The following is a 15,236-nucleotide window of genomic DNA, read 5'->3' as shown; positions in this document are numbered from 1 at the left end:
GACCACCCATGTCCGAGATCGTTAAACAAAAGGCCGCCGAGGCCGAAGTGCTGGTGAAAGAAGTCACGGACGTGGTTCTGGCCGAGCCCGCTCAAGAAGTTGCCTCTTTGGAGGCTGCCGATGCCCCCACATCCGAGGCCATCCGGATCCGCATGGATGAGCTGGACATGGCCAACACCGGGTCGATCATCAATTTCGGATCGAGCGCGCAGGCCGAATTGCAGACGATTTCGCAGGCGATGCTGCAAGACGTGCGCAACAAGGACGTGGGCCCGGCGGGCGATAGTCTGCGCGATATTGTCACCACGATCCGCGGCTTTTCGGTGTCGGAACTGGATGTGCGCCGCAAGCCGACCTTCTGGGAACGCCTCTTGGGCCGCGCTGCGCCTTTTGCCAAGTTCACCGCCCGGTTTGAAACCGTGCAGGGACAGATCGACAAGATCACCGACAATCTGCTGTCGCACGAACACACGCTGCTGAAAGACATCAAATCGCTTGATCTGCTGTATGACAAGACGCTGAATTTCTACGATGAACTGGCGCTTTATATCGCTGCCGGCGAAGCCAAGCTGGCTGTTCTCGACTCAACCGAGATCCCCGCGATGGAAGCGGCCGTCGCCGCCGCGCCCGAGGCCGATCAAGTGATGAAAGCCCAGGAACTGCGCGATCTGCGCGCCGCCCGAGACGATCTGGAACGCCGGGTGCATGACCTGAAGCTCACCCGTCAGGTGACCATGCAATCCCTGCCCTCGATCCGTTTGGTGCAGGAAAACGACAAATCACTGGTGACCAAGATCAACTCGACGCTGGTGAACACTGTGCCGCTCTGGGAAACCCAGCTGGCGCAGGCGGTGACCATTCAGCGCTCGGCCGAGGCCGCGCGCGCGGTGCGCGATGCCAATGACCTGACCAATGAGCTTCTGACCGCCAATGCCGCCAATCTTCGCGAGAGCAATAAGATGATCCGCGAAGAAATGGAGCGCGGCGTCTTTGACATTGACGCGGTGAAACAGGCCAATGCGGATCTGATCGGCACCATTCAGGAATCCCTGCAGATCGCCGACGAAGGCAAGGCCAAACGCGCCGCCGCCGAAGAGGATCTGAAGAAGATGGAAGCCGACCTGCGCGACACGTTGGCTGCGGCCAAGGCGCGCAAGGATGGTGTTGGGGACAATGCCGCCACGGCTGTTCCGGCCTCCTGATCCATTGCGGGGCGCGACAAGCACCCCTTTGGCGGACTGGCTCCGCCGCGCCTGCCCCGGTTTCCGGGGCAGATGGCGCTTTGTTGCCCCTGTTTTGGTGGGGGCGCTTGGACTGGCGGGCTGTGAAGCCCCGATGACCTCGCTGCGCCCCCAACCGCGCCCGGACAACCTGAAACCGGTCGAGGTCTATACGCCTTCGCCCGAATCACAGGCGCTGGCGCTGTTTTATGGCCGTCTGGAACAGGATCTGCAGACCCGGGGACTGCTGCGTGTGGATGGCGGCGCAGTTGATACGCCCTATGACGCCGAAGACCTGTCAGAAGCCTTTCAGGCGCTGGCCTTCTATGACGAATATGGCGACGCCAGCGCCAGCGGAACCGGGCGCTTGGCGCGATGGACGGGGCCTGTGGTGATGCAGGCGGTCTTTGGGCCTTCGGTGTCAGCTGAACAACGGATCAAGGACAAAGCCCTGCTCAGCGCCTATGCCACACGCCTGTCACGGCTGACCGGGCATCGGATCACCACCGGCGCGCGCGGCAATTTCACCGTGCTATTTGCGGGTCTTGATGATGCGGATTTTGTCCGCGCCCGTGTGCAGCGCCTGCTGCCGAATATGAGCGAAGCGGATCTGGCCCTGTTTGCCACCCCGCCGCGTCAGTTTTACTGCCTTGTGACCGCAGGCGGCCCTGCCGCGGACCCGCTGCGTTACAGCCGCGGGGTGGCGCTGATCCGCGCCGAACAGCCGCCCCTGATGCGCGAGGCCTGCATTCACGAAGAGCTGGCGCAGGGATTGGGCCTGCGCAATGACAGCCAGCGTGCGCGCCCGTCGATCTTTAATGACGACGATGAATTTGCGCGCCTGACCAGCCACGATGAAAAGCTTCTTGCCATGCTGTATGATGCGCGCCTGAACCCAGGCATGAGTATTGAGGAAGCCCTGCCCCTGATCCCCACCCTCGCGGCGGAGCAGATGGGGCTGACACCAGATCCGGACGCCGGGGCTTCGCCTGCGTCCCCAGCCTTTTAACGCGCCCCAGCGCGCGCCCAGCGGGAGATAAGCCAGATGCCGATTTTCGACTTTCTCAGAGGTCAGTTCATTGACGTCATTCATTGGACCGATGACACCCGCGACACGATGGTCATGCGGTTTGACCGTGAAGGTCACGAGATCAAATACGGTGCCAAGCTGACGGTGCGCGAAGGCCAGGCGGCGGTCTTTGTCCACGAAGGCCAGCTGGCGGATGTCTTTACCCCCGGTCTCTATATGCTCGAGACCAACAATATGCCGCTGATGACCTCGCTTCAGCATTGGGATCACGGCTTTCAGTCGCCCTTCAAAAGCGAGATCTATTTTGTTGCGACCACACGGTTCAATGACCTGAAATGGGGCACCAAGAACCCGATCATCTGCCGCGATCCCGAATTTGGCCCCGTGCGTCTGCGGGCCTTTGGCACCTATAGCGTGCGTGTGACGGATCCGGCCCGTTTCCTGACCGAAATCGTCGGCACCGATGGCCAGTTCACCATGGACGAGATCTCTTATCAGATCCGCAATATCATCGTGCAGGAGTTTTCGCGCACGATTGCGGGCTCGGGCATCCCGGTGCTGGATATGGCCGCCAATACGGCGGATCTGGGCAAGCTGATCGCGGCCGAGATCACACCGAAAGTCGCCGAATACGGCCTGTCCGTCCCAGAGCTTTACATTGAAAACATCTCGCTGCCGCCCGCGGTCGAAGAGACATTGGACAAACGCACCAAGATGGGCATTGTCGGCGATCTGGGCCGCTATACCCAGTTTGCCGCCGCCGAGGCCATGGACGCCGCCGCCCGCACGCCGGGCTCGCAGATGGGCGCAGGGCTCGGCATGGGCATGGGCATGGCGATGGCCCAACAGATGGCGCATCAGATGAACCCAGGGTTCGGTGCCGCACCCGGGCCGTCGCAGGCAGCGGGTCAGGCCACGGGTCCCTGGGGCGCGCGGCCCGAACCCGCTGCCCCGCAAGCGGCGGCGCCCGCCGCCCCGGCGCCTGTGGCCCCGCCCCCGCCCCCGGTCGAACATGTCTGGCACATTGCCGTCGATGGACAGACCTCTGGCCCCTTCTCCAAGGCGCGCATGGGGCGCATGGCGCAGGAAGGTCAGCTGACCCGTGACACCCATGTCTGGACGCCGGGTCAGGACGGCTGGTTGCGCGCGGGTGACGTCACCGAACTGGCGCAGCTGTTCACAATCCTGCCCCCCCCACCGCCTCCGCCGCCCCCGGCTGGCTGATTTTGCCGCTGGCGGATCCTCCAACCTCTGAACCACGCCCAACAGCACGCCCAACACAAAGCAGGTCCCACGTGATGGACACTCCTCCTCCCGCCCCTACTGCGGCCCCGCCCGCCGCGCCCAAAGAGACGCGCGAAAGCCACCGCTTCCCCTGCGAGCAATGCGGCGCGGATTACCGGTTTTCGCCCAAGGATTCGAAACTGATCTGCGACCACTGCGGCCATGAAAGCGATGCGCTGCAAAGCCCTTGGGAAGCCGCCAAATCCGGCAGCGGCCTGCGGGAACTGGATTTCAACGCCGCAATCCGTGACCAGCTGCCTCAGGCCGAGATGGAGATCACCCGCGTCTCCAGCTGTTCCAACTGCGGCGCGCAGGTCGAGTTCGACCCGACCACCCACGCCCGCGAATGCCCCTTCTGCGCCACACCTGTGGTCGCCGACACCGGCGACAACCGGCATATCAAGCCCAAGGGGGTGATTCCCTTTGCTCTGGACGAGCGCACCGCCCATGAGGCCATGCAGAGCTGGCTGGGCCGCCTGTGGTTCGCCCCCAATGGCCTGCAGAAATACGCCCGCAAAGGCCGCCGGATGGAGGGGATCTATGTCCCCTTCTGGACCTATGACGCCCAGACCGACAGCCGCTACACCGGCCAGCGCGGCACCGAATACCACGTGAACCGCACCGTTATGGTCGATGGCAAACCGCAGGTCCGCACCGAGGTCCGCGTGCGTTGGTCACCCGCCCGTGGCCGCGTCAGCCGCTTCTTTGATGACGTGCTGGTGCTGGCGTCAAAATCGCTGCCCAAACGGTTTACCGACGCGCTGGAGCCCTGGGACATGTCCCGCCTTGCGCCCTATCAGCCGAAATACCTCGCAGGCTTTCGCGCCGAGGCCTATGCGGTCGAACTACGCGAGGGCTTTGACGAGGCCCGCGAGCGCATGGACCGGGTGATCGAACGCGACGTGCGCTTTGACATTGGCGGCGACCGGCAGCGGATCAGCTCGATCGACACGGCTGTGTCGGACATCACCTTCAAACATGTGCTACTGCCGGTGTGGCTGGCGGCCTATAAATACCGCGGCAAGACCTACCGCTTTGTGGTCAATGGCCAGACGGGCCGCGTGCAGGGCGAACGGCCCTGGTCGGCGTGGAAAATCGCCGCCGCGGTCCTCGTTGGTCTGATCATCGCCGGGGGCGTGGCCTATGTCGCGAGCCAGCAATGAGAGCACTGATCCAGCGGGTCACGGAGGCCTCGGTCAAGGTCGATGGCGCAGTGGTTGGCCAGACCGGCCCGGGCCTCTTGATCCTGATCTGCGCCATGGCGGGTGATACAGAGGCCGAGGGGCAGCTTTTGGCCCGCAAAATCGCCAAGCTGCGGATCTTCACCGATGCGGCGGGCAAGATGAACCGCTCGGTTCTGGATATGGGCGGTTCTGCCCTTGTGGTCAGCCAGTTCACGCTGGCCGCCGACACCCGCAGCGGCAACCGCCCCGGCTTTTCCTCCGCCGCACGGCCTGATGTGGGCGAGGCGCTTTATCTGCAATTTGCAGACGCCCTGCGGGACCAAGGCCTGAGCGTAGAGACCGGGCAATTTGGCGCCAACATGCAGGTGGGGTTGGTCAATGACGGGCCGGTGACGCTCTGGATGGATACCGAGGAGTGGCGTCAGGGGTGACAAACAAGCTCGGCAACATTTCAACCGCCGCGTAACATAACAAAAACAACATATTATTGAAGGTCCTCGTTCGGCCATCTGACCCTCCAACAACTTTAATCACGCCAAGGCCTTCATACTTATTTTAACGGATAACCCCACCCATGACTGATATCGCCGCGAACCTACGGGTTGAACGCACTCCACCTGATCTTCCTGGAAAAATTATTCTGCGAGACGGTGAGAAAGAAGTACTTGTCGTGCCTCCGGGGCAGAATTGCAGTGTCGTCCTTGATCCCGGGACTTATCAGTTTCGCCTCATTTTTGAGGCATATGATGCCCATTCTGACTTGCCGGAGCTGGAAATCGAGCCACGCGGACGCGTTACGATGCGTGTCTCTTTATCTGAGGCGTCGAATTCGTCGCAAAAAATGGAAGAAGAGTTCACCGCGGGTGTCGAGATAGTCATTGATGAACCGAGACCATGGCCAACGCATACGGCTCAATTCTGGGTGGGCTATGCTGAAGATTCTAATGCTTTTTGGGATATGTTCGGCGAAAGAGAGTTCCCTGAACCAACGACGGAAGAAGAAGAATTGGCACAAGACAACACGCCAATTTCCCTTTTCGCTGAAACACAGGGTGAATTGTATATCGACCACGATTTAACGGAAGGCGCATTTATCGGGGAAAATAGACCTTGGTTCGATCGGATAGCAGACTATTCTTGGAGCCAATTTTGGGGGCAAGATGTTCTCGACCGCGCAAAGAGTGCTGGGCACCCTGAACCCAATGCGTTTTTTATGTGCGGATTTGAACGTCACCCCGGGGGCGATATGAAGCCTGCCATTAAAAACCCAAGTGACCTAAACACTTCCCGTCTTCGAATGGCATATATCGGATCAGTTGTTCACCGCACTGAATAAGTACTCCTCGTGTCGCACTTGGTGCAGTGCCTTCTTCATTCATGGGGAGAGGACAGCTCCCTTCAATTCGGAACAGAATCGATCAGCCACACACAAGAATTGTTGATGCAGAAAGCAGATAAAGGTTTCTGCATCAAATGGCTTTATTGATTGTGGCAAACACTCAATCCCAGCCCCAAAGCTCCTGCCCCAGCGCCTCGATGGCCACGGAAATCCGTTCAAAGCTGTCGCGGGCTTTGGACGAGGTTGTCCGGGCGCGCAGGTAGCTGTGCACCAGACCTTCCTCATTGGTCCAATGGACCTTCACCCCCGCCTCTTTCAGCGCGTCGCGGTAGTCGCGGCAATCGTCGCGCAGCGGGTCCACATCGGCGGAGAACAGCACCGTGGGCGGCAGCTCCGCGAAATCCGTGTCCATCAGCGGCAGAAGAGTCGGGTCGGCCTCAGCGGGCATCTCACCGCCGGTACGGATTTTGTTGTACATCGACATGTCGGCGCGGGTCAGCATTGGCGCTTCGGCGTGTTCGATGTAAGAACCCCGGTCAACCTCTGGCCCCAGCACCGGGTAGATCAGCACCTGCCCTAGCACACCTTCGATCTGACCGCGCGCCTTATGGGCGACACAGGCCACCAGCGCGCCACCGGCGCTGTCGCCTGCCAGAACCATGCCGCCGGGAAATTCTTGCGCGATCCATTCGGCCACCGCATAGGCGTCGTCAAACTGTGCCGGGTGCTGGTGGTCGGGGGCGAGGCGGTAGTCCACCGCCACCACCCGGTAGCCGGTCTGGGCGCAGATTTCGGCGCAGATGTCGTCGTGGGAGTTCAAATCCCCCACCACCCAGCCGCCGCCGTGGCAGTAAAGCACCGTGCGGGTCGGGTCGCCTGCGGAATAGATGCGCACCTGCACGTAACCCACGGTCGCCTCAGAGACCTCGACCACTTCGGGGCGGGGTTCGCGAAACTGGGCGACAGAGTCGTTGTAGAATGCGCGCTGCTGTTCGATCGTGTGATCCACGGCCTCGCCCGGGTAGCTGTCGGCAGAGCGGCGGATAAAGGCGCGAATTTCAGGGTCGAGAAGCGTGTCGTTGTCCATGCGGCGGGCTTTCGTGGGTCATCTGTTCGACTTCACGATAGCCAAGCGCGTGGCTTGTGCAACGCCAGATCGCAAAAGCGCGCCACTGAGGGCGCGCTTTTTTAGTGTGTTATCAGCCACAAGAGACCGAATTAGGCGGCGTGTCAGGCAGCTTCTTCCCAAGGGCGGGTAAAATTCGCCAGCGTGTGATCCACGGCGTCCTTGTCCGCGCCATTCAGCGACACCTGTGCCACCAGACCGCGTTTTTTGTCGTCAGTGACCGACACCACCAGCGCGGCATGACCAGCTTTGGACAGGGCCTCGTTGTAGATGCGCGTGATGGCCTCGCGGCGCAGGTCCGGTTTAAAGACCTTGCCCACAGCCGTTTTCGGCAGCTCGTCCAGAATGGTCAGATGCTTGGGGATCGCGGCGCGTTCGTGGATGTGGACCTTGCAGTAGTCCATCAGTTCGGCTTCGCTCACGGAAGCACCGTCCACCAGTTCCACATAGACACAGGGGATTTCGCCGGCATGGGCATCGGGCTGACCGATGGCACCGGCAAAGGCCACAGCCTCGTGCCCCAAGAGCGCCTCTTCGATTTCGGCCGGGTCGATATTGTGACCACCGCGAATGATCAGATCCTTGGCGCGGCCCGTGATCCAGAGATAGCCATCAGCATCAATGCGGCCCAGATCCCCGGTGCGCAAGAACTTCTCGTTGTAGTAGAGGTCCTTGTTCTTGTCCGCCTCGGTATAGGTGTTGCCGGGGAAAACGCCGGGGGTATAGACGCAGATTTCGCCGATCTCGTCAGCGCCGCATTCCACATTGCCATCGGCCGTACCTTTGACAATGCGCACATCCGCATAGGGGAATGGCAGGCCGACAGAGCCGACTTTCTTTTCGCCATCGACCGGGTTCACCGACACAAGGCAGGTGGCCTCGGTCAGGCCGTAACCTTCGATGATGCCAATGCCCGTTGCCTCTTCAAAGCGGCGGAACAGTTCGAGGGGCAGCGGGGCAGAACCGGAAAAGGCGGTTTTCACCGTGGAGATATCCGCATCGACAGGGCGCTGCATCTTGGCCGAGATTGCGGTTGGCACGGTGATGATAAAGGTGATCTTCCAGCGCTCGCAGAGCTTCCAGAAGTTGTCAAACACCCCTTCCCCGCGATAGCCCTGTGGCGTCGGGAAGACCACATGCGCGCCGGATTTGACCGCCGACATGATGATCACATGGCAGGCAAAGACGTGGAACAGCGGCAGCGGACACATGACATTGTCGTTCTCAGAGAACAGCAGCTCGTGACCCAGCCAGCCATTGTAGACAAGGCCGGAATAGGTGTGCTGCGCGACCTTGGGCATGCCGGTGGTGCCGCCGGTGTGGAAATAGCAGGCCACACGGTCCTCGGTTGCGTCGGGGAACTGCAGCTCGGTCGGGAATTTGGCGACCTCTTTGCGGAAGCATTTGTAATCCGCATGGGCAATGCTGCGGTCGACCTTGGGACGCACCAGCGGGATCAGCCAGGATTTCGGGGGCGTCAGATACCGCTTCAGATCGACTTCCAGAACGGTGTTGACACCCGGCGCATGGCGCACGGCCTCTGCCACCTTCTGGCTGACGTCGGTGCGCGGGAAGGGTTTGAGGGTCACAACCACCTTTGCGCCGGTTTCGCGCAGGATCGACGCGATCTGTTCGGGCTCCAACAGCGGATTGATCGGGTTCACAATGCCCGCAACGGCACCGCCCAGGAAGGTCACCAGCGCCTCATTACAGTTCGGCAGGACGTAGGCGATCACGTCCTTTTCGCCCACACCATGGGCACGGAACATATTCGCCGCCTGAGAGACCTGATCTTTCAGCTGCGACCAGGTCAGGGTTTCCGCCTTGTCGGTCGGACCCGAAAAGATCTGATAGCTCACCGCCTTATGAGACGGGAACTTCTTCGTGGTCTCCGACAGCATCTGGTACAGTGTGTCAGGCTTGACCCGGTTCTCCCAGGTTGCCTGATTTTCGATCGCGGCTACATCCGCCGGTGTCGCAAAAGTCATGTCCTCTCCTCCCCTATTGGCCGATTTTGGCACATTCTTGTTCCTCGCGCCCCAAAATGATTGCAAATGTTGCATCGCGCAAGCGAGCCTTAACCTTCACGTTAGGGAAGGCAGGGTTTGACGCTGCGCCATTTCGAGGGGATTTGCCGGAATCGGCGGGGTTCTTGTCTCTTTTGATGTGGGCCGGGGCGCTGATCGGGTCAGAGCGCGGCGCCATCGGTGAATTGAAGCCGCGCCAGACGGGCATAAAGCCCACCTTCTGCGACCAGTTCGTCATGGGTGCCGGTGGCAACAATCCGCCCGGCATCCATCACGACAATACGGTCGGCCTTTTTGACCGTGGCCAGACGGTGCGCTACCACAACGGTGGTCCGATCCTGCGACAGCTGATCGACAGCGGCCTGCACCAGACGTTCGCTTTCCGCATCCAGCGCCGAGGTCGCTTCGTCCAGAAGCAGCACCGGCGCATCGCGCAGGATGGCACGGGCAATGGCTATACGCTGTTTTTGACCACCGGAAAGCATGACGCCGCGTTCTCCGACAAAACTGTCATACCCCTCGGGCAGTTTGGAAATGAACTCATGTGCGGCGGCGGCCTGTGCGGCGGCCTCGACCTCGGCATCTGTTGCGTCCAACCGGCCAAAGCGGATGTTTTCGCGGGCAGAGGCGGCAAAGATCACCGGATCTTGGGGGACCAGGGCAATATGTTTACGGAATTCGGCGCGCGCAACTTCGGTCAGGGCATGCCCATCCAAGCGCACGACGCCCGACTGCGGATCATAAAACCGCTGGATCATCTGGATAACGGTGGTTTTGCCCGCGCCCGAGGGGCCAACAAAGGCCACGGTTTCGCCCGGCTTGATGGTCAGCGTGACCGCGTCCAGTGCCGAGACATCCTTGCGGGTTGGATAGTGGAAGGACACGTCGTCAAAGGTAATCTCGCCGCGCACCGGTGTTGCCAGCTGTTGCGGTGCGGACGGGTCATTGACGGTGTCTTCAGCGTTCAAAAGTTCGATCAGCCGTTCGGTCGCGCCAGCCGCGCGTTGCAGCTCGCTCCAGATTTCCGAGAGCGCCGCGACCGATCCCGCCACCATGACCGAGAAAATCACGAACTGCACCAAAGTGCCTTCGCTCATGTGGCCTTGGCGGACGTCATTTGCGCCGATCCACAGCACGCCGACAATGCCGGAAAACACGAGGAAAATCACAATGACCGTCAGGTAAGCGCGGGTCTGGATCCGGCGTTTGGAGACAGCATAAGAAGTCTCGGTCAGCTCCGAAAATTTTGCGCGGCTTTCGGTTTCATGGGTAAAGGCCTGCACGGTCTGCACCGCGCCCAGCGCTTCGCCCGCATTGCCCGAAGACGCCGCGATCCAGTCCTGGTTCTCGCGGCTGATCCCGCGCAGGCGGCGCCCCAGCACCATGATCGGCACCACAACAGCCGGAACAATCAGCAACACCAACCCTGTCAGCTTGGCCGAGGTCAGCAGCATCAGGGTCAGACCGCCGAGGAAAATCAACAGGTTGCGCAGTGCAATCGACGCACTGGAGCCCAGCACCGACTGGATCAGCGTGGTATCCGTGGTGATCCGGCTCAGCACTTCGCCGGTCATAATGCGTTCGTAGAACGCAGGGCTCATCCCGATCACACGGTCAAAGACCGCCTTGCGGATATCGGCCACAACCCGTTCGCCCAGACGGGTGACCAGCGCATAGCGCAGCCCCGTGCCCAGCGCGAGCAGCGCCGCCATGGCAAGGGCGGCCACAAAATACTGGTTCAGCAGCGCCGCATCTGTGACGCGGAAATTGTCCACCACCCGGCGCACGGCCAAAGGCAGCGACAAGGACACGCCCGCCGTGAGCGTCAGCGCGGCCAAAGCCGCAAAAATCAAGGTCTTGTAGGGCGTCATAAAGGGCCACAGGCTGCGCAGAACACCAATTTTACGCGAGGTTTCGCGTTCTTCATTGGCAGAGTTCGCAGGGGCCTGAGGGGCCGTTGTCGGGCGCTGCGCGGTGGTGCGGGCCATCTGAGTTCCTTCATTCGCCGTGTCGCCCGGCGTTCACAGCGGGCGTTTCACTGCTTTCTGACCTGTGCGCTTTGCAAAGGTCAAGCAATCAGTCGCAGCAAGCCATCCAAGAGGCGCAATAGCCGCAGGGATTTCAGGACAATTCCTGACGCAATCCAGAAAAGGCATAGGACGGGCAGCGTTGTTTTTTGTTTGGGGGGAACACCCTGGAGCGGGTAGCGGGAATCGAACCCGCACCTTAAGCTTGGAAGGCTCTTATGATACCATTTCACCATACCCGCTCGTGGGTGTTGTTGTGATTTATGGTAAGCGGATTCCGAGGTCAAGCACCTAATCGCGCGGAAACTCCCTGAAATCTGACATATTCTAAAGCGCCCCCCTTTTCCCCACCACATCAGCGCCCTAGCTTGCGGTATTCAAGCCAATCGCCCGCGCCGCCCGACCGGTGCTCAGCCCAAGGACACCCTGTGAAGACCTCCTCTCGCATTGCCATTCTGGTTTCCCACGGCCAGCCCTCGGCCCCGCCGCCTGCGGAAATCCATCTGGCCTATATTGCGGCGCAGGTCAGCGACCACTTGTCCGGCTGGGAAGTGCGATCTGCCACGCTGTCATCCAAAGGCGCGCTGGATTCTGCCATGGCAGATGGTGCGGTAATCTTTCCATTCTTTATGGCGCGTGGCTATTTCACAGCGCGCGTCCTCCCTGACCGGCTGAAGGGCTGGCAGTACCGAATGGCCACGCCCTTTGGCCTGCTGCCGGATCTGCCCGAAGCCACGGCTGACCTGCTGCGCCGGGAGCTGGTGGCACGCAACTGGGACGCGGCGACCGCACAGATCCTTCTGGCCGCCCATGGATCCGCGCGCGGCCCCAAAGCGGCAGAGGCCGCCGAAGCCTTTGCAAGTGCCCTGCGCCTGGCCCTGCCCGGCCCGCAGATTTCGACCGGTTATGTAGAACAGGACCCTTTTATTGAGGCCGCCGCCCAGCCATTGGGGCCACACAGCCTGTGCCTGCCCTTCTTTGCCCAAAGCGGCGACCATGTGCGCGAAGACATTCCCGAAGCGCTGGAGGCAGGCGCATTTCCCGGCGCCCTGCTGCCGTCGCTGGGGGCCGCCCCCTGCGCTGCGGCCTTGATCGCCGAGGCCATTGAGACCGCCGCCGACAGCGCCCTTCTCGGGGAAGACGCCTGAGCGGGTTTTCGCGGCCGCATGAAAAGAAACGCAATTTCTGTGCGCTTTGTTGCATTTGACCTCTTGCACCCCGTGCGCGCATATGATTAATCAGCCCTCACACCACGGATGGCGAGTTGGCGGAGTGGTGACGCAGCGGATTGCAAATCCGTGTACACCGGTTCGATTCCGGTACTCGCCTCCAATAAAATCAATGACTTGCTTCATCCTTTCTCTCCTTCACTGCCATTTTTGAAACAACCGTTGAAACTTTCACGTTTCGGTCTTGCTTCGTTCCATTTGATTTCTTGCCTCTTGAGCGCGCTTCGCGAGCTCTCTTTGCCGGATCGGCCCACCGTACTTTTTGAGCATCTCAACGCCTGAATGGCCGGTGACGGCTTTGACCATCTCGTCATCACACCCAGCCAGATACAGCTCAATCGTCGCATTTTTCCTGAGCCCGTGCGTTTTGTAGTAGCTCGCCTTCTCGTGCTTCATCTTCTTTTTGATGGAGCGCATTTCCTCGGCGATGATGCGATAGCTGACCGACCTGCCCTTAGCGTCAGTCACGACCGTGCCGTCCGTTCGCTCGAGCCCGTCCAGGTGAGCCTTGAGACGATCAGTGAGCGGGATCCACAGCGGCTTGTCGGTTTTACCCTGAGTGAAATCGAATCCTTCGTCGGAAAAGTGTGCCCACTTCATCTTTACGACGTCGCCAATTCGCTGGCCTGTGCCAACGCAAAGCTCGTAGACCAGTCGCGCACGCTCAGAAGCCAGCGCTTCGAACTCTGCGCGGACATCGTCCGGCCAAGGCTCCCAGCCATCGCTCTGCTGCTTTAAGAGCGGAATGCCTTTCGCCGGATTGCCGTGCTCCTTCTTAATAAAGCCAATCAATCGTGCGTGGTTCATCAAGACGACCATGACCTGGACGAGATAATTGGCTTGCCGCCAGTGATCCGCATTGGCGCGGTGCAATTCGTAGATATGATGGGTCTCGATCCTGGCCGGGTCTTTCTCGGCCCAGATCTCACGAATGTGGCTGATATACCGCCGATAGTCGGATCTCGTCCGGGGCTTCAGCTTTTTGTAGGCGTCGCTCTCGTAATAGCTCAGGATTAAGGCCTCAAAGTTACGCTTCACCGGCGCAGGCGCTGGCTTTCCTTTAAGCAGGCGATTGTAATGATCCCAAAATTCCGGAGTGCCCGCTTCCTCATGCATCATGACAGAGATGCCGCGCGAACGCCGGATGAACCGAAGGTATCCTCTGTCATTGTAGACGTATTTTGGAAGGCTCTTGCGGGTCATTCGCCCATTCTCAGGTCACTGTTGAGAAAGTCGTCAGCTGCCTCTGGCGCGACCATGTTGGCATCGACGATGACACTGCCATCTGGCTTGATCTCGAACTTCGCGCGTTGCCAACCTGCCTCCCGCGCCTCGCGGATAAAAGCCGAGGCCGCTTGTTTCGCTTTCGTCTGTGCACTTACTTTCGTCATCTTATCGACACCTCTCTCACCTCGTTAACAACGCGCATTATCACCCTGATCTATATTGATATTTCCGATTGAAGCGGGAGTGGAGCGCCTGTCCTTTGCCGCGCGAATTGCGCGGATCACCTCAGAATTCTGGGAGTTGCCAGAGATGGTCGCGGGATTTCGGACCAAGTGTTAAGCTGTAGCGCCTGAGGAAGAACGCACAGAAATGACCAAACGAAAACGCTATTCGACAGAGTTCAAGGCGAAGGTTGCTTTGGAGGCCATCCGCGAGGAGCTCACGACGGCCGAGCTGGCCAAGAAGTATGACATCCACCCCACTATGATCAGCGGCTGGAAACGGACCGCGATTGAGAACATGGCACAGGTCTTCAGTGGCCCGGCGACCGCTGAACCGATGATATCGGCGGCAGAGGTCGAAAAGCTGCATGCCAAAATCGGCCAGTTGGTGGTGGAACGGGATTTTTTGTCGGAAGCCTCCAGTCTCATCCTCGGCACTGGAGGCAAAAAGCGGTGAAGAAAGACCATTCTGATCTCAGCGTCCGGCGGCAATGCAGCCTGCTGTCGTTGGCACGCTCGACGTTTTACTACCAGCCGCGCGGAGAAAGCGCCGAGAACCTGAAGTTCATGGAAATCATCGATCGTCAGTTTCTCGAGACACCATGGTATGGTTCACGCCAGATGGCCCGTCAGCTGGCTCGCGAGGGACACAAGTGCGGGCGGCATCGGATCAGGCGGCTGATGAAAATCATGCGTTTGGTGCCGATCTACCAGGAGCCGAAGACCAGCAAAAGGCACCCGGAGCACAAGATATATCCATATCTTCTGAAGGACTTACCCATCACCCAGTCTAACCAGGTCTGGTGTGCTGACATCAGCTACATCCCCATGCGCCGGGGATTTCTCTATCTCGTTGCTATCATGGACTGGCACAGCCGGAAGGTGCTGAGCTGGCGGCTCTCGAACAGCATGGACGCGGGGTTCTGCGTCGAGGCATTGAAAGACGCGCTGGCCCGATACGGCCCCCCCGAGATATTCAATACCGACCAAGGTTCGCAATTCACCAGCACCGATTTCACAGACGTGTTGCGCGATGCGAAGGTCAAAATCTCGATGGATGGTCGGGGGCGCTGGATCGACAACCGAATGATCGAGCGGCTCTGGCGATCCCTCAAATACGAATGCGTCTACCTGAACGCTTTCGAAACCGGCTCCGAAGCCCGCGACGGGATCGGAAACTGGATCACTTACTACAACGAAAGACGCCCGCACTCATCACATGGGATCATGACGCCGGACGAGGCCTATGATAGACGATCTCCGGACCTGAAGCTTGCCGCCTGAAATGAAACCAATGCTATAGCTTAGCACGGCGGCAAACT

At 60.0% G+C, this 15,236-nt stretch carries 13 protein-coding genes and 2 tRNA genes; 9 read left to right on the top strand and 6 right to left on the bottom strand.

Translation table 11 applies throughout. The features are described from left to right. The first annotated feature begins 8 nt into the window (after nucleotides 1–8). From TRM7557_RS15790 to TRM7557_RS15765, 6 genes are all read left to right on the top strand, one after another. Complete coding sequence (locus TRM7557_RS15790; protein ID WP_058291196.1) at nucleotides 9–1,202, top strand: toxic anion resistance protein; 1,194 nt, start codon at nucleotides 9–11, stop codon at nucleotides 1,200–1,202. Nucleotides 1,203–1,335: 133 nt separating this feature from the next. Then, nucleotides 1,336–2,229 carry a DUF2927 domain-containing protein gene (locus TRM7557_RS15785; protein ID WP_058291605.1) on the top strand — a complete coding sequence of 298 codons (894 nt, stop codon included), beginning with the start codon at nucleotides 1,336–1,338 and terminating at the stop codon, nucleotides 2,227–2,229. A 36-nt stretch (nucleotides 2,230–2,265) separates the two neighbouring features. Beyond that, nucleotides 2,266–3,474, top strand: coding sequence for an SPFH domain-containing protein (locus TRM7557_RS15780; protein WP_058291195.1), 1,209 nt, complete (start codon nucleotides 2,266–2,268; stop codon nucleotides 3,472–3,474). A gap of 74 nt (nucleotides 3,475–3,548) precedes the next feature. Beyond that, the gene (locus tag TRM7557_RS15775; RefSeq protein WP_058291194.1) at nucleotides 3,549–4,697 is read left to right on the top strand and encodes a TFIIB-type zinc finger domain-containing protein; all 1,149 of its coding nucleotides are present in this window, start codon (nucleotides 3,549–3,551) and stop codon (nucleotides 4,695–4,697) included. Further along, nucleotides 4,694–5,149, top strand: a complete 456-nt coding sequence (gene dtd, locus TRM7557_RS15770) for a D-aminoacyl-tRNA deacylase (RefSeq protein ID WP_058291193.1) — start codon at nucleotides 4,694–4,696, stop codon at nucleotides 5,147–5,149. Before TRM7557_RS15775 ends, dtd begins: the two co-directional genes overlap by 4 nt. Nucleotides 5,150–5,292: 143 nt before the next feature. Continuing rightward, nucleotides 5,293–6,054: a hypothetical protein gene (locus TRM7557_RS15765; protein WP_058291192.1), complete on the top strand. Its 762-nt coding sequence runs from the start codon at nucleotides 5,293–5,295 to the stop codon at nucleotides 6,052–6,054. A 163-nt stretch (nucleotides 6,055–6,217) separates the two neighbouring features. Here the strand turns inward: TRM7557_RS15765 and TRM7557_RS15760 are convergent, their stop codons facing one another. From TRM7557_RS15760 to TRM7557_RS15745, 4 genes are all read right to left on the bottom strand, one after another. Continuing rightward, nucleotides 6,218–7,144 carry an alpha/beta hydrolase gene (locus TRM7557_RS15760; RefSeq protein WP_058291191.1) on the bottom strand — a complete coding sequence of 309 codons (927 nt, stop codon included), beginning with the start codon at nucleotides 7,142–7,144 and terminating at the stop codon, nucleotides 6,218–6,220. Between the two features lie 143 nt (nucleotides 7,145–7,287). Beyond that, nucleotides 7,288–9,171 (bottom strand): acyl-CoA synthetase, encoded by a 1,884-nt coding sequence (locus TRM7557_RS15755; protein ID WP_058291190.1) that lies wholly within the window; start codon nucleotides 9,169–9,171, stop codon nucleotides 7,288–7,290. A gap of 200 nt (nucleotides 9,172–9,371) precedes the next feature. Further along, complete coding sequence (locus tag TRM7557_RS15750) at nucleotides 9,372–11,198, bottom strand: ABC transporter transmembrane domain-containing protein (protein ID WP_058291189.1); 1,827 nt, start codon at nucleotides 11,196–11,198, stop codon at nucleotides 9,372–9,374. A gap of 207 nt (nucleotides 11,199–11,405) precedes the next feature. Beyond that, nucleotides 11,406–11,479, bottom strand: a tRNA-Gly gene (locus TRM7557_RS15745). A 186-nt stretch (nucleotides 11,480–11,665) separates the two neighbouring features. On the opposite strand from TRM7557_RS15745, the gene TRM7557_RS15740 reads away from it, so the two are divergent. Beyond that, on the top strand, nucleotides 11,666–12,385 hold the full coding sequence (locus TRM7557_RS15740) for a CbiX/SirB N-terminal domain-containing protein (RefSeq protein WP_058291188.1): 720 nt from the start codon (nucleotides 11,666–11,668) through the stop codon (nucleotides 12,383–12,385). 110 nt (nucleotides 12,386–12,495) lie between these two features. Beyond that, nucleotides 12,496–12,569 (top strand) — tRNA-Cys (locus TRM7557_RS15735). 68 nt (nucleotides 12,570–12,637) lie between these two features. Here TRM7557_RS15735 and TRM7557_RS15730 read toward each other — a convergent pair. After that, nucleotides 12,638–13,669: a site-specific integrase gene (locus tag TRM7557_RS15730; RefSeq protein WP_058291187.1), complete on the bottom strand. Its 1,032-nt coding sequence runs from the start codon at nucleotides 13,667–13,669 to the stop codon at nucleotides 12,638–12,640. Continuing rightward, the gene (locus TRM7557_RS15725) at nucleotides 13,666–13,857 is read right to left on the bottom strand and encodes a hypothetical protein (protein WP_058291186.1); all 192 of its coding nucleotides are present in this window, start codon (nucleotides 13,855–13,857) and stop codon (nucleotides 13,666–13,668) included. Before TRM7557_RS15725 ends, TRM7557_RS15730 begins: the two co-directional genes overlap by 4 nt. Nucleotides 13,858–14,062: 205 nt before the next feature. Between TRM7557_RS15725 and TRM7557_RS15715 the strand changes: the two genes are divergently transcribed. After that, a protein-coding gene (locus tag TRM7557_RS15715; RefSeq protein WP_413081165.1) for an IS3 family transposase occupies nucleotides 14,063–15,198 on the top strand; the annotation gives its coding sequence in 2 pieces (ribosomal slippage) (nucleotides 14,063–14,327 and nucleotides 14,327–15,198; 1,137 coding nt in all). Nucleotides 15,199–15,236 lie beyond the last annotated feature (38 nt).

It is taken from the genome of Tritonibacter multivorans (genome assembly GCF_001458415.1).
GTDB classification, from domain to species: Bacteria; Pseudomonadota; Alphaproteobacteria; order Rhodobacterales; family Rhodobacteraceae; genus Epibacterium; species Epibacterium multivorans.
This window is presented reverse-complemented; position numbering and strand designations above follow the sequence as displayed.

Excerpts from the sequence above, each read along its gene's own strand:
- dtd (WP_058291193.1), top strand. The coding sequence starts at position 4,694 with ATGAGAGCACTGATCCAGCGGGTCACGGAGGCCTCGGTCAAGGTCGAT.
- TRM7557_RS15790 (WP_058291196.1), top strand. The coding sequence starts at position 9 with ATGTCCGAGATCGTTAAACAAAAGGCCGCCGAGGCCGAAGTGCTGGTG.
- TRM7557_RS15785 (WP_058291605.1), top strand. The coding sequence starts at position 1,336 with ATGACCTCGCTGCGCCCCCAACCGCGCCCGGACAACCTGAAACCGGTC.
- TRM7557_RS15755 (WP_058291190.1), bottom strand. The coding sequence starts at position 9,171 with ATGACTTTTGCGACACCGGCGGATGTAGCCGCGATCGAAAATCAGGCA.
- TRM7557_RS15765 (WP_058291192.1), top strand. The coding sequence starts at position 5,293 with ATGACTGATATCGCCGCGAACCTACGGGTTGAACGCACTCCACCTGAT.
- TRM7557_RS15730 (WP_058291187.1), bottom strand. The coding sequence starts at position 13,669 with ATGACCCGCAAGAGCCTTCCAAAATACGTCTACAATGACAGAGGATAC.
- TRM7557_RS15780 (WP_058291195.1), top strand. The coding sequence starts at position 2,266 with ATGCCGATTTTCGACTTTCTCAGAGGTCAGTTCATTGACGTCATTCAT.
- TRM7557_RS15725 (WP_058291186.1), bottom strand. The coding sequence starts at position 13,857 with ATGACGAAAGTAAGTGCACAGACGAAAGCGAAACAAGCGGCCTCGGCT.
- TRM7557_RS15775 (WP_058291194.1), top strand. The coding sequence starts at position 3,549 with ATGGACACTCCTCCTCCCGCCCCTACTGCGGCCCCGCCCGCCGCGCCC.
- TRM7557_RS15750 (WP_058291189.1), bottom strand. The coding sequence starts at position 11,198 with ATGGCCCGCACCACCGCGCAGCGCCCGACAACGGCCCCTCAGGCCCCT.
- TRM7557_RS15760 (WP_058291191.1), bottom strand. The coding sequence starts at position 7,144 with ATGGACAACGACACGCTTCTCGACCCTGAAATTCGCGCCTTTATCCGC.